The following is a 19,392-nucleotide window of genomic DNA, read 5'->3' as shown; positions in this document are numbered from 1 at the left end:
AGCCGGATCATTGCTGCGCGCGCGACTGATCGCTGGTTCAGGCCGTCCCCGCGATGATCTGGTCAAGCGGGTCATGCTCTGCCACCAGATGCCCTTCGGATACCTCGTCAAGCTGCGGTACGTAGTCATCCTCGCCCGCCGCCAGCTTTGACGGCAGAAACCGTAGCGCGGCGCGTGTGTCCAATGGCGAGGGCAGCTCTCCGGGCAGGCGGATCCTTTGCCGGGTCCGTTCGACCGCCGGGTCTGGAATGGGCACGGCGGAAATCAGCGATTGCGTATAGGGGTGCAGGGGGCGGGCGCAGATCGTGTCGGCATCGGCCAGTTCCACGATACGGCCCAGGTAAAGCACCATGATCCGGTTGGAAATCGCGCGGACCACGGACAAATCATGGCTGATGAACAGCATCGACATGCCGAATTCATCCTGAAGATCGCGGAGCAATTGCACGATCTGCGCCTGAATGGACACGTCCAGCGCGCTCACCGCCTCGTCACAGATGATCAGGCGCGGCTTGTTGATCATGGCGCGGGCGATGCCGACACGCTGGTTCTGCCCGCCAGACAGCTCGTGCGGGTAGCGGTTATACATCGCCGCCTCCAGCCCCACGCGTTCCATCATCGCCTGCACCTCTGCGCGGCGTTCGCGTTTGGTCAGGTCGGGGCGGTATGTGCGCAGCGGCTCGGCGATGGAATCTGCGATTGTCATGCGCGGATCAAGGCTGGCCAGCGGGTCCTGAAAGACGATTTGCAGATCCTTGCGCTCGCGCTTCATGCCTGCGCGGTCCAGATCCGTCAGCGGCGTGCCCAGCCAGCTGACGCTGCCTGCAGAGGGTTCGATCAGGCGCAGCACCGCGCGGGCAAGGGTGGATTTGCCGCAGCCGGACTCGCCGACGATGCCCAGCGTCTCGCCTGCCCGCAGGCTGAAGCTGACGCCATTCACGGCCTTCAGCGGAACCTTGCGGCCAAAAAGCCCGCCTTTCACCTGAATCGGGAAATGCACCTTGAGGTCATCGACCTTCAGCAGGGTTTCAGAAGCGGCCGCCGCCTCGGGTGCCTCGCCCTTGTCGATGCGGGGCATCGCATCCAGCAGTTTCCGGGTGTAGTCGTGTTTCGGCGTGGAAAAGACCTGCTCCACCGGACCTTCTTCGACAAAGGCACCAAGGCGCATCACCTTCACCCGGTCGCACATCCGCGCCACGACGCCCATGTCATGGGTGATCAGGGCGATTGCGGTCTGCAGATCGTTCTGCAAACCTGCCATCAGGTCCAGCACATCAGCCTGCACCGTGACATCCAGCGCCGTCGTGGGTTCGTCCGCGATCAGCAGCTTGGGTTCGCACAGCATCGCCTGCGCGATCATCACACGCTGACGCATGCCCCCTGACAGTTCATGCGGGTACTGGTCCAGCCGTCGCGCGGCCTCGGGGATGCGCACGCGGTCCAGCCAGTCAAGGCAATGTTTGCGGGCGGCGCTGCGCGACATGCCGCGATGCACTTTCAGCACCTCCGCCATCTGCTCGCCCACCTTCATATGGGGCGTCAGCGCGGTCAGCGGGTCCTGAAAGATCATGCCCACATCGGCGCCGCGAATGCGGTTCAGCCGCCCCGGCGACAGGTTCAGGATCTCGCGGCCACCCAGCGTGACAGAGCCGGACGCGCGCCCGTTGGGAGGCAGCAGCCCCATCGCAGCCATGAAGCTCTGGCTTTTGCCGGAACCGCTTTCGCCGACGATACCCAGACATTCCCCTGCTGCGACGTCGAATGAAACGCCCCTTACGGCCTCGACATGCCCGTCCGGCGTGTCGAAGCCCACTCTCAGATCGGTGACGGAAAGAACGGTCATGTCAGTGATCCTTCGGGTCAAGCGCGTCACGCAGGCCATCGCCGATGAAGAACATCGTGATGATGATGGTGACGTAAAAGAAGAGCGGGTAAAGCAGTTGCCAGAGCGTGCCGTAGGCCATCGTTCCTGCCCCTTCGGCGATCAGCCGGCCGAGCGAGGTGTTGGGTTCGGAAATGCCCAGACCAAGGAACGAGATGAAGGATTCCGCAAGGATCATCTCGGGCACCAGCAGCGATGCATAGACGATCACCACACCCATCAGGTTGGGCAGAACGTGGCGGAAGATAATCGCCGTCTCCGATACGCCACCTGCGCGCGCGGCCTCGATGAATTCGCGGGTCTTCAGGGCGAGCGTCTGGCCGCGGACGATCCGGCTCATCGTCAGCCAACTGACCGCGCCTAGGGCGATGAACAGTGTCACGAAGCTGCGCCCGGCGATCACGAGGATCAGGATGAGGATAAGCGTCAGCGGGATCGCCAGCAGGATGTCGACAAAGCGCATCATCACACTGTCCAGCTTGCCGCCAAAATAGCCCGCGATGACACCCCAGGCCGTGCCCACGATCAGCGCCATTCCTGCGCCGATCAACCCCACCAGCAACGAGGTGCGGGTGGCCTGGATGGTGCGGGAATAAAGATCGCGTCCCAGATCGTCGGCGCCGAAATAGTGGCCTGATTCCAGCGAAGGCGCGCCGAGTGCCAGCACATCGCCCATGACCACCCAGTCGATCTCCTCATTGCTCCAGACCGCGAAGAGCGGCCCGAAAAGAACGAAGAGCACGATAAGCCCCAAGACGAAAACGCTCGCCATTGCGGCCTTGTTGCGCAGAAACCGGCGCAGGGCATCATTCCACAGCGATCGCCCGCGCACGGCGGTGAAATCGGTGATATCGGCGGCGAGCGCCTCGGCTTTTTTCGATTTTCCGAACATGCGCTGCCTCCTTAATAGCGGATCTTGGGATCGAACCACGCATAGGCGAGGTCGGTGAGAAGGTTCACCACGACAGTCAGCGCGCCGTAGAGGATGGTGATCCCCAGGAGCACGGCATAGTCGCGGGTGAGCGCAGAGCTGACATAGGATTGCCCCAGCCCGCCGGTCGAAAAGTAGATATCCACGAAGACCGATCCGGTCAGGACGTAGACGAAGACTGGGCCTAGGTAGGAGACCACCGGCAGCAGCGTCGGTTTCATCGCATGGCGCCAGATGATGGCGCGTTCGGGCAGGCCCTTGGCGCGGGCTGTGCGGATGAAATTGGAGTTCATCACTTCCAGCATCGAGGACCGGGTGATCCGCGCGATGTTGCCCATGTAGGAGGTCGACAAAGCGATCACCGGCATGATGAGGTAAGGCCATTGGCCGCCATTCCAGCCGCCACCGGGAAGCCAGCCAAGCCAGAGTGTGAAGGTCAGGATCAGGATCGGTCCCATGATGAAGTTCGGCAGCGCCTGTGCGGCAATACCCAGACTGACCGCAAAATAATCCAGCCAGGTGTTGTGGCGGATCGCCGCCGCAATCCCCAGCGTGATGCCGACAAGTGATGCGGCCAGAAAGGCCAGAGAGCCGTAGGTCAGCGAGATCGGAAACCCTTGCGCGATGATGTCGTTCACGTCTCGATCCTTGTAGCGGAAGGACGGTCCGAAATCGAAATGCAGGAAGATATTGGTGAAATAGTCCCAGAGCTGTTTCCACAGCGGCTGATCCAGCCCGTAGCGCGCTTCGATATTGGCCAGCACCTCGGGCGGCAGGGGCCGTTCCGAAGTGAACGGACCACCGGGGGCAACATGCATCATGAAGAAGGCGGCGATGACAAGCAGCATGATGGTCGGCACGGCGATCAACAGCCGCCGGATGACATAGGAAAGCATGGTTGGGATGTCCGAAATTTGAGAAACCCGTGCCCCGGACTTGATCCGGGGCCTCTACCTGCGACACGCGCGCTGGCAGGAGGCCCCGGCTCAGGGCCGGGGCACGGGGCGCATCAGGTTACTCTGCGATCTTGTAAAGATCCTTGGAGTACCAGTTCTGTTCGACGTTCTCGACGGGCCAGTTGCCCACGTCGCTGTCCATCATATAAACGCCCGCATAGTGGTAGATCGGGATCACGGGCATTTCTTCGGCGAGGATCTGCTCAATCTCGGTATAGATCGGCGCGGAATCATCGGCAGATTTCGCCTGAACCAAAAGCTCGTCGACACGCGGGTTGCTGTATTTGCCGTCGTTGTAGCCGGATTCGCTGTCCAGCAGATCAAGGAAGGTCGACGCTTCGTTATAGTCGCCACACCATGCGCCGCGGGCCAGATCGAAATCCTGATTGCCGCGCGTCTCGAGAAATACTTTCCACTCCATATTGGCAAGGTTGGCCTGTACGCCCAGCTTCTGCTTCCACATCTGGGTCAGGACCACGGCGATCTTCTCGTGGCTTTCGGACGTGTTGTAGATCATGTCAAAGGTCAGCGGATTGTCGGGGCCATAGCCCGCCTCTGCCAGCAATTCCTTGGCCTTTGCGTCGCGCTCGGCCTGGGTCATCTTGGCCATTTCAGTCTCGGGCGGGGTAAAGCCTGCGACGGCTTCGGGCGTGAACGTGTAGGCCTCAGGCTCGCCGCCCGCCTTGATATTTTCCGTGATGATCTTGCGATCCACGGCCAGCGACAGCGCCTGACGGACGCGGACATCCTTGAACGCCTCGGGGCCGGAATCGCTCTGATTGAACGTGTAGTAATAGTTGCAGAGCTGCGGGAAACTGACCGCCTTTTCCGGGTGTTCCTTCTTAAGGCGGGGGAACTGACCGGCGGGCACTTCGGTGCGGTCCAGCTCTCCGGCCATGAACCGGGTGAGGGCTACGTTTTCATCGTTGATGACCAGCGCAACGGTCTTGTCGATAATCGTGTTCTCGTTGTCCCAGTACATCTCGTTGCGTTCACGCACAGAGCGTTCGTTGGGCAGGTGCTCTGTCAGGACATAGGCGCCGTTGGATACGATGTTTTCGGGCTTGGTCCAGTCCTCTCCAAATTCCTCGACCACCTTCTGCGGCGCCGGGAAGGTGGTGGCATGTGTGGTCATCTGCGGGAAATAGCTGAGCGGCGCTGACAGGCGCACCTCGAGCGTGTGATCGTCGATGGCCGTCACGCCCAGCTCTTCGGGGGGCATGTCCCCGGCCACGACCTCTGACGCGTTTTCCAGCGACATCAGCTTGACATACCATTGATAGGGAGAGGCCAGTTCGGGCGAGGCGGCGCGGCGCCATGCAAAGACGAAATCGCCTGCGGTCACCGGATCGCCGTTCGACCACTTGGCATTGTCGCGCAGGTGGAATGTGTAGGTCATCTTGTCGTCAGACACATCATAGCTGGTGGCGACGCCGGGGATCAGGTTGCCCTTGGCATCCTGGTTCATCAGTCCCTCAAACAGGTCGCGCACGATCTCGGCACCGATCGTGTCTTCGACGACCTGCGGGTCGACAGAGCTATGCTCGTCCAGAACGCGATAGGTGAAGGTCTGGTCCTCGGCCAGCGGTTCGCCGGTCTCGGGGTGGGTTGCCTGTGCCAGCGCGGCACCTGAAAGCAGCGCAGAACACAGGAAGGTGGACAACGTCAGTTTGGCATGATGTCTCAAGGGTTTTCTCCACTATTGTTGGGGCGAGAAAGGACTTCTGGTTGCGAGGCCTTTGATAGGCGAAGTGTAGGGCGCTGTAGTCCTTACGCAAGAGTCGTGATGCGTTTACTCGCCTTGTGCGGCAGGTGTAAGAAAATTTTTCCGATTGGTCAAATTTTGCGCGGATCTGGTCACGGGGCGGTGCGGAAAACCGCTGACGCCGTATGCCCGGCTGGACAGGATGTGGGCGGTGCAGGACGGTGGCCTTCAGTCAACCGGCAACCCGCTTGGCACGCGATCAGGCCGCCCCAAAGGCCGCGTCATGGCGGTTCGGCCGGTCAGCGCGTGCAGGAACGCCTCGATCTGCGCGACCTCTTCATCTGTCAGTATCACGGGCTCTGCATCAAGCATGCGAGTCTGACGGGCCATTTCAAGCCGGTCCGCCCGGATCACAAAGTCGGACGCCTCAAGCCAGGGCGCAGCGGGCAGGCGGGCCATCGTCGGGGTCCAGGCAGACCGCGCACTGACAGGATCTGCCATGTGCCGGATCATATCGGCCAGAGTGGGATAGGCGCCATTATGCCCGTATGGCGCGGTCAGCGCGACATTGCGCAGCGAGGGCGTGCGGAACCGGTAGGCATCTTCCAGCGCGTCCGTCTTGCCCATGCGGCCCACGTCACGCGGCATCGGATCAAACCGCCGGGTGCGGCCGGGGCCAAAGGCGGGCAGCCCCATGGCGTGAAAGTCGTGATCTGTCAGAAGCGGGCCGTTATGGCACCTGCTGCAATTGGCCTTACCGAAGAAAAGTTGCCGCCCAAGCTCGGCCTGTGCGGGCAGGGGCGTGCCAGAGGCCACCCAATCATCGTAAGGGCTGTCATGGCTTTGCCACTCGGTCCCGATAAAGGCGGCAAGCGCATTGGCGACATGGACAATGCTGACATCCTCGGGGTTTTCCACATCGTCAAAGGCCTCGACAAAAAGCGCTGCATATTCGGGAATGATGCGCACACGTTTGGCAAGGATCGGCCAGGCCGCATCAATCCGGTCATGCACGGCGCCCGCGATCTCGTTCTCGCGCGGGTTGCCCGCCATCTCAAACTGAGACGTCATCGGGAACAGCGCCTGCGCAGCGAGGATATTGTTCAGCCCTTGCGGCAGCCATTCCTCCGCAGGGGAATTGAAACCGTTGCCGTAAAGATCCGACACGGCTAGCCGCCCGTCGTGAAACAGTGTCGTGACCGATCTGTGGCCCAGATTCCAAAGGGCCGGGGCATTGCGGGGAATGCGTTTCGCAATACGGTCGGCACCGCTGCCGGGCGTGCGCATTGGGCCGACGCCCTCGCCCCCTTCGCCAATGCCAAGGCTCAGCCCATCCCCGCCTGCATGGTCGTGATGGTGGCAGGTGCCGCAGCTGATATTGCGGTTGCCGCTCAGGATCTTGTCATAGAACAGCATTTGGCCGATGCGGGCTTGCGCCGGGTCGAAGGACAGGAAATCATCCGGGTCAACCGATTGCGCCGCCAGCGGCGATGTGGTCAGGCAGAGGAGGGCCAGAAAGCAATGAAGCCGCGATATCAGCTTGCCGCTCTGGCGCTTATGCTGGGCACGATTGGCCCCCCGGCTGCGGCCGATATTGAAGAGGCGCGCGATCTGATGGAGGCCAGCCGCTTCGAGCAAGCGCGCGCGGCGCTTTGGCCCGCCGCCCGGTCCGGCAATGCAGATGCCGAAGAGCTGATCGGCGTGATGTATGCGCTGGGGCTGGGCGTGGAGCAGGACCACGTACGGGCCTTCGAGTGGTATCTGCGCAGCGCCCTGAAGGGGCATCCCGGCGCGCAATCCGGCATCGGCTGGTATTACGAGGTCGGCCTTGGCATGCCTGCTCCCGACCTTACCCGCGCCTATATGTGGTACGTGCTTTCGGCCATCGGTGGCGACCCCGACGCGGCGATCAGTCAGGAAGAGGTTATCAAGAAGATGACGCCGGACGAAATCGAACATGCCAACACACTGATCGAGGATTATCGCGTATGGATGTACCCGTTTCGGTAAGCCTGCGCCAGTCTCGGCCCGCTGTGTGAGGGGGCGTTCCGGTTATCTCGCGTGCCGTCACAGCAACGAAGAACGGCGACCCGAAGGCCGCCGTGCAAGTTCTTTATCAAGGCTTTTGGCCGAAGCTCAGGCCGCTTTACGCTTCCGCGCAACGCCAAACCCTGCAAGGGCGGTGCCCAGCAGCAGAATACCGGCGGGAAGCGGCACGGGGGCCACGGAGTCCAGTGTCACGGTCGCGGAAGCTGTGTAGTCGGGGTTGCCGTCCAGCAGCCAACCCCGGCCTTCTTCAAAGCCGAGCGAGAAGACAGAGCCATTATCGGCGGTCACCGACAGCGGCATCGTGTCATTCCAGAACAGCTCGCCACCAGTGATGTAACCGAAAGCCGTCAGAGCGCCGCCGCTCCCCGTGCTGCCCGCGGATGCGAGCGGATCGGTGAAGGCCAGTTGAGCTTCGATGTTGAACTGGGATCCGCCGAGCCCGCGTCCAACTGTTTCAAAGTCGATGAAGTCGAACTCAATGCCATCGCCCTCTTCCAAGTCGAAGCTGAGGCCATCGAGCGAGGTTGCCAGAGATGCCGAGACTTGGCAGTTGCCAAAGCAGAGCTGACCATCCTGAAAAATGTTCACGAAAGAATTGGCATAATCGATCGTGAAGCTCTGCGTTGCGGCCATGGCCGACGTGGAGGTCAGTCCGACGACAGCAGCAACCAAAAGTTTCTCTTTAAGTTTCATTAATAATACACCCCTTTTTAATATGCGCGCATTTAAGCCCTCTTAGATAAAGGCAGCTGCCACCATCGGACAACTAAAATGAAATTAAATTGCCCGAAATATGTGCAGTTTATTGGAGTTCTGGGACCTTTTTTAGTGGATTCGCGCTATGATTGTAAGTCGCTGAATGCTCTCTCGCTATAGTATCACCTGATTAATGGTTGCCGCACGTCCCTAAATCAGGGGGCGACTGCCCAAAGGTGTGTCACGACAAAGCCCGGCCTCTTCCAATTCTTCTATGTCCGGGACCGTCAGCTTTCCGTCGGCCCAGATCGCCAATCGGGCGGCCCGCAGCTTTGCCAGTGTCTTGTTCGTATGGACCAGAGATAGCCCCATTGCATCCGCCAGGTCCTGCTGGCGATAGGGCAGCGAGGTTGTGTCGCCGTTGGTCATCTGCAGCGCCTCCAGCTTGCGCCAGATTCGCGCCAGCGCCCAGGCCAGCAGCTCATAGGCGTCGCGCTGCCCCAGGGCGGCCAAAGCCTCCCCAAGAAAGCGTTCCTCGTTCGCGGCGAGCCATGTCAGGTCAAAGGCCCTTTCGGGCTGGGTGCGAAACAGGTTCCACAGCTCAGACCGGTCAAAGACGCAGAGCCTCATCGAGGTGGTTGCCTCGACCGAATGGGTCATCTGGTTCATCACACCCGCCTGCAATCCGATGAAATCCCCCGGCAGCACCAAGCTGATAACTTGGCGGCGACCATCCTCAAGCAGCTTGTAGCGGAGGCCCATCCCGCTGAGGGCTGTATATATCTGCGGAGTATTGCCGCCCTCCGACAGGATTGGAGCGCCCGGGGAAATGCTGAGCTCGCCAACCTTGAAATGCTCCATGAACTCTACTTCGTCCGACGTCATCGGATCGAAGAGGGGCAATTTACGGATCGGACAGTTGCGGCACTTCACGCCCATTTTTCTCTCCAGCTATGTCGTAGTTTAATGCGGAGAATCGGAAAACGTTCCATCATTGCGGTTTGATGGATGGGAGTCCGTATGTTGATCACAGTTGAAAAGCCCACTGTCGGCGCCCGCCAATTCGGCGTGGTTTGTCGCGACCCGGTTATTCAGATCGACGCCGTAGAAACGCTCAGAGAGGTGTTTCCTGGTGCTGCCGTCCACATGGCGCACGGACTTGGATCCACCGAGGCGGAGATCGAGGCGCAGGGCGCTTGCTCGGTCCTTCTGGTGATCGGTCCGGGGATGCATGTTCGCAGTGGCGCGCTGGCCAGCCGCCTTGTCGCGCGCGGTGCGTCGGTTGTTCTGGTCGATTGCGACCCGTCCGAATGGGAAGCGTTCGGTATTCAGCCAATTGAGCTGGAGCTGCCATTCACGTCAGAAACTCTGGCAGCGGCATTGCAGTCCATCTGAGAGGTCCGGCGCTGTCGTGGGGTGGTGAGTGTGACGCCTGACGCAGCGCCGATGGGTGCCGACCCGGTGACCGGGTTCTTGGGAGGGAACCCGAACCGGATCGGTACGATGCCGGGGCCGAATTGAGCGGCCCCGGCATCACTATTACTGAAGATCCTTCGCGCGGCCTTCGTTGATTTCGGCCTCGGCTGCGGCAACCGCCTCTGTCAGGGCGGTGAAGATTTCCTCGCCACCATCGACATTGGTCTTGAACCAGTCATAGACCGGGGCTGCAGCTTCCTTGAACGCTTCCTTTTCCTCGGGCGTGGGGACGTAAAGATCGCCGCCACCGGCCACGAAGTCCTCATATGCCTGGATCGACTTGCGCTTGGGTGACGCGAATGTCGCCTGTTGCAACTGGTAGAACCCGTCCACGACAACGCGGCGCAGCTCTTCGGGCATGGACATGAACTTGTCGTTGTTCATGAACCACAGCGCACCCATATAGGCATGCCCGTCCAGCGTGACATATTGCAGGCCGGCATCGGGGAATTTCATGCCCATGATGTCGGTAATGCCGTTCTTGGATCCCTCGACCACGCCGGTCTGGAAGCTGGTGAACAGTTCCGGCCACGGGATCGGGGTGGGCGACGCGCCAAGCGCCTTGACCAGTTCCTGCGGCAGATCGGCGACCACGGTACGGATCTTCAGGCCTTCCATATCGGCAGGCATCTGTACCCGGCGCTTGGTGTTGGCGAAATTGCGCCATCCGCCGGTATTGCCGATGGTCATCAGGCGGATCATGCCGTTTGAATCCTCGAGCGCCATGTCGCGCATGGTCCGGACAAAATCACCTTGCAGCACTGTTTCGGCAACGCGGTCGTCGGCCATCAGGTAGGGCAGGTCCAGCACCTGCACATAGGGAAAGATCCCCGCCGCGCCACCAGAAGTAGAGATGTAGACGTCGATCGACCCATCAGCGATGCCTTGCAGGCATTCCGTGCCATTGGAGCACAGCTGCGTGCCGATGAACATCTCGACGCCGATCTGGCCGTTGGAGGCGGCTTCGACATAGTTCTTGAAGACCACGAGCCCGTCGTAATCCTCGTCATTCTCGTTGGAATTGGCAGTGGCGCGAATGGTGTATTCCTGCGCGCTTGCGGCGAGTGTGCCGCCCGCCAGAAGTGCCGCGGACAGTGCCGCCGTTGTAAGACCCTTGAGCATGTATAACCTCCCTAATGCTTCGTTCTTGGTCGATGACCGGGCAAGGCGCCCGGGTTAGTTGACGAACCCCGTCAGGCGCGGAATCGTCATTGAAATCGCGGGGATGTAGGTGATCAGGAAGATCACCACCACCTCTACCGCAAGGAATGGCAGGATCGCACGGGCGATCTTTTCGACCCGTTCGCCCGATACGGACGAGGCGACGAACAGCACCAGCCCCATCGGCGGGGTGGCCAGCCCCACGGTCAGGTTGACGGACATGATGATCGCGAAATGCACCGGGTCGACGCCGAGGCTGACAAAGATCGGGCCCAGGATCGGGCCAAGGATGATGATCGCGGGGCCCGCATCAAGGAACATGCCGACGATAAACAGCAGCAGGTTGATCAGGAACAGCAGGATCAGCGGGTTGTCCGAAAGCGCAAGGATGAAGGCTGCCAGTTGCTCTGGCGCGTGGCTGAGGCTGACGACTGTCTTGAACGCCATCGCGGCGCCCACCAGCAGCAGCACAACGGCGCTGGTCATGGCAGAGTTCGACAGCACCTCTGGCAGATCCCGAAACCGCAGCGTGCGCAGGATGAAGAGCCCCACGATAGTGGCATAGGCGACGGCCACCGCCGCCGCTTCGGTCGGGGTAAAGATGCCGCCCAAAATGCCGCCCAGGATGATCACGGGCGTCAGCAGAGGAAAGAAGGCCTTGAGGCTCGCCTGTCCACGCTCTGGCCATGTGTGTTTGCGCGTGGCGACGGGGAAGTCGTATTTGTCGGCCATGACCTTGACCATTACCATCAGCCCGGCCCCGACAAGGATGCCCGGCACGATACCCGCGAGAAACAGCGCCGCGACGCTTTCACCCATGACATAGGCATAGATGATCATGATGCCCGAGGGGGGGATGATCGGCCCGATGACGGAACTGGCGGCCGTGATCGCGGCGGCGAATTTGCGGCTATAGCCCTGTTTCTCCATCGCGGGGATCAGCATGGACCCCAGCGCCGACGTATCCGCAACCGCTGATCCCGACAGGCCCGCGAACAGCATGGAGCTGAGCACGTTCACATGTGCCAGCCCACCGCGCAGGTGGCCCATCATCGCCTGGCTGAACTCCACAAGGCGCATGGTGATGCCGCCGCGATTCATCAATTCGCCCGCCAGCATGAAGAACGGGATGGCCATCAGCGGGAAGCTGTCCATGCCGTTGTAGACATTGCGGTATAGCAGGGCGACGTCACGCTCTTGCCCGTTCATCCAAAGCAGGATGCCCGGTGCGGCAAGAAGGCCAAAGAAGACCGGCAGGCCGATCATCAGGAAGACAAGGAAAAGCGGCAGAAACCAGATAAGCATCTATTCAGCCCCCGGCGTGTCGAGTGTTGGTAGCGGCGGCAGGTCATCCCCGCCCCCGGTCAGGCGCACAAGCTGTCTGAGCAGCAGTTCCACGGTGACAGAGGTCAGCAGGATGACGCCCACATAAAGAGACATGAACATCCAGGCGAGCTTCAGCTTCACCGGCGCCATGCCGATCAGGTCCAGCGGCAGGCGAAGCGAGGATGACGCGAACAACCAGCCGGAATTGACATGCTTCAGCCCCAGTTGCAGCGCGACGACGAGGACCAGAAGGGCCAATGCCAGAAGAACGAAGTTGAGAACCGCACCGATGTTTCTGGGCAGCAACATCGTGAGCGTGTCGATGGCCACGAAGCCGCCCCGGCGGTAGGCGGCGGGCGCAACAAGCCCCGTCATCCAAAGCATGCAGAAGCGCGCCAGTTCTTCGGACCAGTTGGGGGCGGCGTTGAAACCATAGCGCATCACGACCTGATAGAGGATCGACAGGACCATGATCGCCATGGCAAAGACGGCGATCGCCCGGCCAAGGCGCAACACATGCGTGTTGACGAATTGCAGCGGAGCCAGCAGCCCCTTCAATATCGCCATACGGTCTTCTCCTCCCTGCGCCGCGCTACTGTTTTTTCTATGGCGGCGAATTACGACACTTTTTCTATGGCTCCGTATTTTCCGGCGAAAAAGGTCAGCGGTTTGCCGGGCCGGGTCGTGACGCGCGTCACGCGGGCCACGATAATGGAATGGTCGCCGCCATCATGCTGTGCGGTTCGCGTGCATTCGAACCGGGACAGGCACCCGTTGATCAGCGGCACGCCATGGCTGCCTTCCTCCCAGTCGAAGGCATCGAAGACGTCGCCATTGCGCGCGAAGCCAGAGCAGATATCCGTCTGCTCGGCGCTCATGACATGGATCGCGAAATGCTCTGCCGCCATGTAGAACGGGTAGCGCTGAGAGCTTTTCGCAGGCGCCCAGAGAACCAGCGGCGGGTTCAGCGACAGGCTGGCGAAGCTGTTGGCCGTGATGCCGATCGGGCCGCTGCCGGATTGGCAGGTAATCACGGTGACACCCGTTGCGAAATTGCCCAAGGCGGCGCGGAAGCTGCGCGGATCCTCGGTCGCGGGGTCGAAGCTGTGAGGCTCTGCCGTCATCAGTGACATGTCTCAGGCGACTTCGTGGCCGATTGCGTGGGTGTAGATCTCAAACCAGGTCTCCCTATCCATCTTTAACTTAGCAGCATCGCCGATACGGGCGATACGGTCCAGATTGTTGGTGCCGAGGACAGGTAGGATGCGGGCGGGATGTGCCAAGAGCCACGCGACGGCAACCGCGGCGGCATCAACGCCGTGTTCTTCGCCGACTTTCTTGAGCTCTTTGCGCAGATCCTCGCGGCTGCTGGCAAAAAGCGTGCCACCACCAAGCGGCGACCACGCCATCGGCGGGATGCCGCGTTCCTGCAAGAACGCGATGTCGCCATTGGTAAAGGCGTCATGCGTCATCAGGCTAAGCTCGATCTGGTTGGTGGAGAGCGGGGTCTTCATCGCCGATTGCAGCAGGGTCCAGTCCCAGGGGCGGAAATTGGACACACCCACGGCGCGGACCTTGCCCGCGGCCACCACCTCGTCCAGCGCGGCGCCCGTTTCGTGGTGATCCATGAAAGGATCGGGCCGGTGGATCAGCAGCAGGTCAATCCGGTCTGTTTTCATCAAGCGCAGCGAATGTTCGACAGAGGCAAGGATATGCGCTCGGCTGGTGTCGTAATGCTTGACGCGCGCCTTGTCGTAGCGGCCCGCAGGGGCCACGATATCGCATTTCGTGACAATCTCGATCTTGTTGCGCAAATCAGGTGTCAGCGCGTTGCCAAGGATCTCTTCGGCCATGTAGCCGCCATAGATGTCGGCCTGATCCATCGTCGTGATGCCCTGATCAAGGCAGGCGGAAATCTTGGCCTGCACATGCTCCGGCGCGGTATTGTCATCGTCGCCAAGGCGCCACATGCCATAGACGATACGGCTGAAATCAAGTCCCGGGGTAATCTGGATACGGTCCATCAGCGGCGCTCTCCTGCGGCAAGGGGGGTGTTCGGCTGGCCCTGCGGCACGCGGCCGTAGGCTTCGGGCAGCGAACATGTCTTCATCTGCGGAAGCACCTTTTGACCGAAATGGCGGCATTCGTCGAGATGCGGATAGCCCGACAGGATGAAAGCGCGGATGCCCATCTTCTGGTATTGCTCCAGTTCGGACAGAACCTGATCGGTTGAACCCACCAACGCAGCCCCGCAGCCAGAGCGCGCACGGCCCACGCCGGTCCACAGATGCGGCTCGATAAAGCCCTCCATGTCGGCCAGTTCGCGGTTCCTGGCCTGATGCGACACACCAAGGCTGGTGGCGTCCAGAGAGCGTTCACGAATCGCGCGGCCCTGATCGTCGTCCAGCTGGCTGACGATATGCTGCGCCCATTCACGGGCCTCGGCCTCTGTGTCGCGCACGATGACATGCACGCGCAGGCCATAATCCAGCGTGCGGTCGTATCTTTGCGCCACGGCATGCACGGCCTTCATCCGTTCGGCCAGCGCGTCCTTGGCCTCTGGCCACATCAGGTAGACGTCGCAATGCTGGCCGCACAGCTCCAGCGCATCGGGCGAATAGCCGCCGAAATAAAGCAGCGGCCCGCCAGTCTGGTAGGGTTTGGCCGGATCGGTCCACAGCCCCTGAAAGTCATAGACATCGCCCTTGTAGGTGATCTCGTCCTGCGTCCATGCCTGTTTCAGGATCTCGACCACTTCGCGCGACCGCTGGTAGCGGAATTTGCTTTCCGCCTTCTCGCCGGGGAAATCGGACGAGATGATATTCACCGTCAGCCGCCCCTCCAGCATGTGATCCAGCGTGGCGATGGTGCGGGCCAGCATGATGGGCTGCATTTCGCCGCAGCGCACAGCGGCCAGCATGTTGATCCTGTCGGTGATGGGCGCGCAACCTGCCACGAAGCTGAGCGTGTCCTGACCCACCTGATAGGACGACGGGCACAGGATGTTGCGAAAGCCCTGTGCCTCGGCCTCTTTCACGATGGATGAACAATGCGCCCATGATGATCGCAGGCGCCCTTCGGGGACACCAAGGTATTCGTAGTCATCCGAGCAGAGCGCCGCGAACCACGACACTTCGGCCGCGTCAAGATCAGGAGAGGTGATAGGGACCACGGTCATGGGCAGGCTCCGGCATGCGTCATTTTGTCTTGCGTAGCACCGGCTTTAATGTAGATCAATAGTGTATCAATTATTCTTCGCCCGCGCCGGACCCGCTCGATGACCAACCAGAATGCCCTGCCGCTCTATATCCAGATCAGCGAAATGCTGATCCGCGAGATCAACGCGGGCCGCTATCTGGACGGTGAGCGCCTGCCGCCAGAGCGGGACATGGCAGCGACGCTTGAAATCTCTGTGGGCACATTGCGCAAGGCTCTGGCAGACCTGACATCGAAGGGGATGCTGGAACGCGTGCAGGGGTCGGGCAACTACATTCGCGCGCGGGCCGATACGCAGAGCGTCTACACGTTTTTCCGGGTCGAACGGCTGCGCGGGGGCGGGTTGCCGACGGCGGATGTGCTGGACGTGGCCCGGGTCAGCAAACCGGATGACCTGCCGGATTTTGGCACCTCGCCAGAGGCGCATCGCATCCGCCGCCTGCGCAGGCTGGACGGCATCCCGGCAGTGCTGGAGGAAATCTGGCTTGATGGCAGCTTTGCCGGGCGGATCGCGGCGCAGGACCTGTCAGAGTCGCTCTACCTTTACTACCGCCAAACGCTGGGCCTGTGGATCACACGCGCCGAGGACAAGGTGAGCCTTGGTCAGGTGCCCGACTGGGCCCCGCCCGAATTTGGCATGGCTGAGGCCAGCCCTTGTGTCCTGATCGACCGGATCAGTTGGGGCAAGGACGGCGCGCGGGTCGAGGTGTCGCGCAGTTGGATAGATACGAATGTGGCGCGCTACGTAGCGCGGCTGAAATGAAGGCAGGAAGCATGAAAGACACCGTCACCTATGGCATCATCGGCTGCGGCATGATGGGGCAGGAACATCTGCGCAACATCGCCCTTGTGCCCGGCGCCCGCGTCGGCGCCATCTTCGAGCCGGACCGCGCGATGCGCGAAGCCGCAGCGGCGATTGCTCCGGATGCGGTGCTGCCCGAAACCGCCGAGGATCTGCTGGAGGTCGAGGGGCTGGATTGCCTGTTGATCGCCTCTCCCAACCATCTGCATATCCCGCAACTGGAGATGATCGCGGCCAAACGCCCCCTGCCATTGCTGATAGAGAAGCCTTTGTTCACCAATCCCGCCGATGCGGATCGTGTGACGGAGATTTGCGCGGCCTACCCGGCACCGATCTGGGTGGCGATGGAATATCGCTACATGCCGCCCATCGCGGCGCTGCTGGAACAGGCGGATATGGCAACCGGCGGCGTGCGGATGCTGACGATCCGCGAACATCGGTTTGCCTTCCTCAAGAAGGTCGGCGACTGGAACCGGTTCAATCGCTACTCTGGCGGGACCTTCGTGGAAAAATGCTGTCATTTCTTTGATTTGATGCGGCTGGTGATCCCGTCAGAACCGGTGCGCGTCATGGCCAGTGCGGGGCAGGCGGCCAATCATCTTGATGAAAGCTATGGCGGCGAGACGCCGGACATATGGGACCATGGCTATGTCATCGTGGAATTCGCCAACGGCGCCCGCGCCATGCTGGAACTGTGCATGTTCGCCGAAGGCAGCAGGTATCAGGAGGAAATCTCGGCCGTCGGTCCTGCGGGCAAGATCGAATGCCTTGTGCCCGGTCCCGGACGGTTCTGGCCTGCTGATCTTGGCGATCCGCCTGTGCCCCAGCTGATCGTCAGTCCGCGCAACCCCAAGGGGCCGATGGTGCTGGATATCCCGGTCGACCCGGAATTGCTGGAGGCGGGGGATCACAACGGCTCTACCTACTATCAGCATGTGCGGTTCCGTGACGCGGTGCTGGGCAAAGCGGCGCCAGAGGTCACCGCAGAGGATGGGCACATGGCCGTGCGACTTGGGCTTGCTGCGCAATTGTCTGCAAGCACCGGCAAGGCTGTGGAGGTCTGAGGCAGGCAGGGCCTTTGCAGGGCGCGCAACCGGTGTGACAAAAATGCGCTCGCGGTCGGCAATCGCGCCGTGCTAACGCGGCGTCAAAGCCGTGCGCACCCGCATGCAGACCCGGAAGGAAATCCCATGCCCTCAACCTGCGCCCTGTGCAGCGCCCCCGCAACTGCCGAGACTGCTGTGGCCCCTCGCGACGACACGCTGCCGCTGTGCGATACCTGTCAGGCCGGTGTGCAGGACGGGCCGCAGGAGGCACCGCATTGGCAATGCCTGCATGAGGCGATCTGGTCCACTGATCCGGCGACGCAGGTGCTGGCATGGCGGTTGCTGAAGGGGCTGGAGACCGAAGTCTGGGCGCGCGACCTGCTGGACATTGCCTATCTGGAACCGGACGTTCAATCCTGGGCCGAGGCGGGCCTGTCCGACGCACCGGACGTCATCCACCGCGATAGCAACGGCACGGTTCTGGCCCAGGGCGATACGGTTGTTCTGATCAAGGACCTGCCGGTAAAGGGCGCAGGGTTCACCGCGAAACGGGGCACGGCCGTGCGGGGCATTTCGCTGGTCGCTGACAATGCCGAGCATATCGAGGGGCGCGTCGAGGGGCAGCGCATTGTCATCCTGACGCAGTTTGTGAAGAAGTCCTGACGCCTACGCGGCGGTGTCGATCCAGATCGTCACGGGGCCGTCGTTTACAAGGCTGACCTTCATATCCGCCCCGAACTGCCCCCGCGCGGTCTGGATGCCCAGGTCGGCCAGTGCATCGGCAAATGCCTCGTAAGCCGGTTCGCCCGTCGCCGGGGGCGCGGCAGCAGAAAATCCGGGACGGTTGCCGCGCTTCGTATCGGCGGCCAAGGTGAACTGGCTGACGACCAGCGCCGCGCCGCCCGTATCGGAGAGCGACCTGTTCATCTTGCCCGCGTCGTCGGAAAAAATCCGCAGCTTGGCGATCTTGGCCGCCAATCGGGACGGGGCATCTTCGGCGTCGCCCTGCATTGCACAGACAAGGATCAACAGGCCCGGCCCGATTTCGCCCAGCACCTCACCATCGACCCGCACGGCGGCCTCGGTCACGCGCTGGACAAGTGCCCTCATGCCAGTTCTTCGGCCCAGGGCGGGTTGGCGCCAGCACGGCTGACGGTGACGGCTGCGGCGCGTGCCCCCAGTTCGATAGCCGGGCGGAGCGCGTCCTGTCCGGCAGAGGCGATCGCCTCCTTGCTCAGCAACCCGTCCTGCCAGAGACCGGCAAGCAGCCCTGCGTTGAACGTGTCACCGGCACCGACCGTATCCACGACAACGGCCTTCTGCGCGGGCACTTCGAAACTGCCGCTGGCAAGATGCGCCTCGACACCCTTTGCGCCGCGGGTCATCAGGATCAGCTTTGGCCCGCCGCTGGCCAGCAGTGCTTCTGGCGTGGTGCCAAGCCAGGCCAGATCCTCGTCCGAGATCTTGACGATGTCTGTCACGGCCAGCATCGCATCCAGACGGGCGCGATAGCGCGCCTCGTCGGTGATGAAGCTGGGGCGGATGTTGGGATCCATCATGACTGGAAGGCGCGGGGCCTCGCGCAGGGCGAGCGCTTTGTATGCATCGGCCGCGGGTTCGCCGACCAGGCTGATGCCGCCGAAAAAGAGCGCGTTCACCTCGTCCGTCAACGCGGGCAGGTCGTCTGCATGCAGCATCCGCCCGGCCGTATTCTCATCGTAGAAGGCATATTGCGCATGTCCGTCGGTCAGCGTCACAAAGGCCAGCGTCGTCGGCCTGTCAGAACGCGGAGCAAGGCGGCTGTCGACATGGGCAGCGGCAAGGTTGGTTTCCAGCAGCTTGCCAAAAAGATCATGGCTCAGACCGCCGAAATACCCCGCAGGTGCGCCCAAACGCCCCAGCGCGATGGCGGTATTGAAAACAGCACCGCCCGCATGCGGCGCAAAGGCGCCTTCGCCTTCGGTCGTCGTACGCGGCAACATGTCGATCAGCGCTTCGCCACAGCAGAGTATCATGGACACCTCCCAATTGCTTTGTTTGCGCTAACATGAGCAACGATTCCCTTCAAGGCCAAGCCTCGCGGATTTATGCCCGGCTGAGGTAGCGCGCAGTTTTCCACGCTAGACTTCGCAAAGCGTCAAAACAA

Annotated in this window: 20 protein-coding genes; 5 read left to right on the top strand and 15 right to left on the bottom strand. The window is 61.5% G+C overall.

Features of this window, described 5'->3' with window-relative positions; translation table 11 throughout:
- Positions 1-37: 37 nt before the first annotated feature.
- The 5 genes from EDD52_RS03455 to EDD52_RS03435 all read right to left on the bottom strand — a co-directional run bounded on the left by EDD52_RS03455 (position 38) and on the right by EDD52_RS03435 (position 6,890).
- A complete protein-coding gene (locus tag EDD52_RS03455; RefSeq protein WP_132241815.1) occupies positions 38-1,843 on the bottom strand; it encodes an ABC transporter ATP-binding protein in 1,806 nt (601 codons plus the stop codon).
- A gap of 1 nt (position 1,844) precedes the next feature.
- A complete protein-coding gene (locus EDD52_RS03450) occupies positions 1,845-2,774 on the bottom strand; it encodes an ABC transporter permease subunit (RefSeq protein WP_132241813.1) in 930 nt (309 codons plus the stop codon).
- Between the two features lie 11 nt (positions 2,775-2,785).
- Positions 2,786-3,709: an oligopeptide ABC transporter permease OppB gene (oppB, locus tag EDD52_RS03445; RefSeq protein WP_132241811.1), complete on the bottom strand. Its 924-nt coding sequence runs from the start codon at positions 3,707-3,709 to the stop codon at positions 2,786-2,788.
- Between the two features lie 118 nt (positions 3,710-3,827).
- Positions 3,828-5,456: a peptide ABC transporter substrate-binding protein gene (locus EDD52_RS03440; RefSeq protein WP_132241809.1), complete on the bottom strand. Its 1,629-nt coding sequence runs from the start codon at positions 5,454-5,456 to the stop codon at positions 3,828-3,830.
- Positions 5,457-5,702: 246 nt separating this feature from the next.
- Positions 5,703-6,890 carry a cytochrome-c peroxidase gene (locus EDD52_RS03435; RefSeq protein ID WP_132241807.1) on the bottom strand — a complete coding sequence of 396 codons (1,188 nt, stop codon included), beginning with the start codon at positions 6,888-6,890 and terminating at the stop codon, positions 5,703-5,705.
- A gap of 141 nt (positions 6,891-7,031) precedes the next feature.
- On the opposite strand from EDD52_RS03435, the gene EDD52_RS03430 reads away from it, so the two are divergent.
- Positions 7,032-7,484, top strand: coding sequence for a tetratricopeptide repeat protein (locus EDD52_RS03430; protein ID WP_132242030.1), 453 nt, complete (start codon positions 7,032-7,034; stop codon positions 7,482-7,484).
- 126 nt (positions 7,485-7,610) lie between these two features.
- Here the strand turns inward: EDD52_RS03430 and EDD52_RS03425 are convergent, their stop codons facing one another.
- Positions 7,611-8,216 carry a VPLPA-CTERM sorting domain-containing protein gene (locus tag EDD52_RS03425; protein WP_132241805.1) on the bottom strand — a complete coding sequence of 202 codons (606 nt, stop codon included), beginning with the start codon at positions 8,214-8,216 and terminating at the stop codon, positions 7,611-7,613.
- A 213-nt stretch (positions 8,217-8,429) separates the two neighbouring features.
- On the bottom strand, positions 8,430-9,158 hold the full coding sequence (locus EDD52_RS03420; RefSeq protein ID WP_132241803.1) for a Crp/Fnr family transcriptional regulator: 729 nt from the start codon (positions 9,156-9,158) through the stop codon (positions 8,430-8,432).
- 81 nt (positions 9,159-9,239) lie between these two features.
- Here EDD52_RS03420 and EDD52_RS03415 point away from each other — a divergent pair, with 81 nt between their 5' ends.
- Positions 9,240-9,614: a hypothetical protein gene (locus EDD52_RS03415; protein WP_132241801.1), complete on the top strand. Its 375-nt coding sequence runs from the start codon at positions 9,240-9,242 to the stop codon at positions 9,612-9,614.
- Positions 9,615-9,758: 144 nt separating this feature from the next.
- On the opposite strand, the gene EDD52_RS03410 is transcribed toward EDD52_RS03415, so the two are convergent.
- Genes EDD52_RS03410 through EDD52_RS03385 form a run of 6 tightly spaced genes read right to left on the bottom strand, consistent with a single transcriptional unit; the run spans position 9,759 to position 15,360 of the window.
- A complete protein-coding gene (locus EDD52_RS03410) occupies positions 9,759-10,817 on the bottom strand; it encodes a TRAP transporter substrate-binding protein (protein ID WP_132241799.1) in 1,059 nt (352 codons plus the stop codon).
- A gap of 54 nt (positions 10,818-10,871) precedes the next feature.
- A complete protein-coding gene (locus EDD52_RS03405) occupies positions 10,872-12,161 on the bottom strand; it encodes a TRAP transporter large permease (RefSeq protein WP_132241797.1) in 1,290 nt (429 codons plus the stop codon).
- Positions 12,162-12,749 (bottom strand): TRAP transporter small permease, encoded by a 588-nt coding sequence (locus EDD52_RS03400; protein WP_132241795.1) that lies wholly within the window; start codon positions 12,747-12,749, stop codon positions 12,162-12,164.
- Positions 12,750-12,799: 50 nt separating this feature from the next.
- On the bottom strand, positions 12,800-13,306 hold the full coding sequence (locus EDD52_RS03395) for a flavin reductase family protein (protein WP_132242028.1): 507 nt from the start codon (positions 13,304-13,306) through the stop codon (positions 12,800-12,802).
- A 12-nt stretch (positions 13,307-13,318) separates the two neighbouring features.
- Positions 13,319-14,206, bottom strand: a complete 888-nt coding sequence (locus tag EDD52_RS03390; RefSeq protein WP_132241793.1) for an aldo/keto reductase — start codon at positions 14,204-14,206, stop codon at positions 13,319-13,321.
- On the bottom strand, positions 14,206-15,360 hold the full coding sequence (locus EDD52_RS03385; RefSeq protein ID WP_132241791.1) for an LLM class flavin-dependent oxidoreductase: 1,155 nt from the start codon (positions 15,358-15,360) through the stop codon (positions 14,206-14,208). Before EDD52_RS03385 ends, EDD52_RS03390 begins: the two co-directional genes overlap by 1 nt.
- Positions 15,361-15,459: 99 nt before the next feature.
- Between EDD52_RS03385 and EDD52_RS03380 the strand changes: the two genes are divergently transcribed.
- The 3 genes from EDD52_RS03380 to EDD52_RS03370 all read left to right on the top strand — a co-directional run bounded on the left by EDD52_RS03380 (position 15,460) and on the right by EDD52_RS03370 (position 17,909).
- Positions 15,460-16,161, top strand: coding sequence for a GntR family transcriptional regulator (locus EDD52_RS03380; protein ID WP_132241790.1), 702 nt, complete (start codon positions 15,460-15,462; stop codon positions 16,159-16,161).
- Positions 16,162-16,172: 11 nt separating this feature from the next.
- Positions 16,173-17,264, top strand: coding sequence for a Gfo/Idh/MocA family protein (locus EDD52_RS03375; RefSeq protein WP_132241788.1), 1,092 nt, complete (start codon positions 16,173-16,175; stop codon positions 17,262-17,264).
- A gap of 126 nt (positions 17,265-17,390) precedes the next feature.
- Complete coding sequence (locus EDD52_RS03370) at positions 17,391-17,909, top strand: alkylphosphonate utilization protein (protein ID WP_132241786.1); 519 nt, start codon at positions 17,391-17,393, stop codon at positions 17,907-17,909.
- Positions 17,910-17,912: 3 nt separating this feature from the next.
- Here EDD52_RS03370 and dtd read toward each other — a convergent pair whose 3' ends face one another.
- Both dtd and EDD52_RS03360 read right to left on the bottom strand, forming a co-directional pair.
- Entirely contained in the window at positions 17,913-18,356 is a 444-nt protein-coding gene (dtd, locus tag EDD52_RS03365; RefSeq protein WP_132241784.1) for a D-aminoacyl-tRNA deacylase, read from the bottom strand.
- Positions 18,353-19,261: a carbohydrate kinase family protein gene (locus tag EDD52_RS03360; RefSeq protein ID WP_132241782.1), complete on the bottom strand. Its 909-nt coding sequence runs from the start codon at positions 19,259-19,261 to the stop codon at positions 18,353-18,355. Before EDD52_RS03360 ends, dtd begins: the two co-directional genes overlap by 4 nt.
- Positions 19,262-19,392 lie beyond the last annotated feature (131 nt).

The organism is Primorskyibacter sedentarius (assembly GCF_004342065.1).
Lineage (GTDB): Bacteria > Pseudomonadota > Alphaproteobacteria > Rhodobacterales > Rhodobacteraceae > Primorskyibacter > Primorskyibacter sedentarius.
This window is presented reverse-complemented; position numbering and strand designations above follow the sequence as displayed.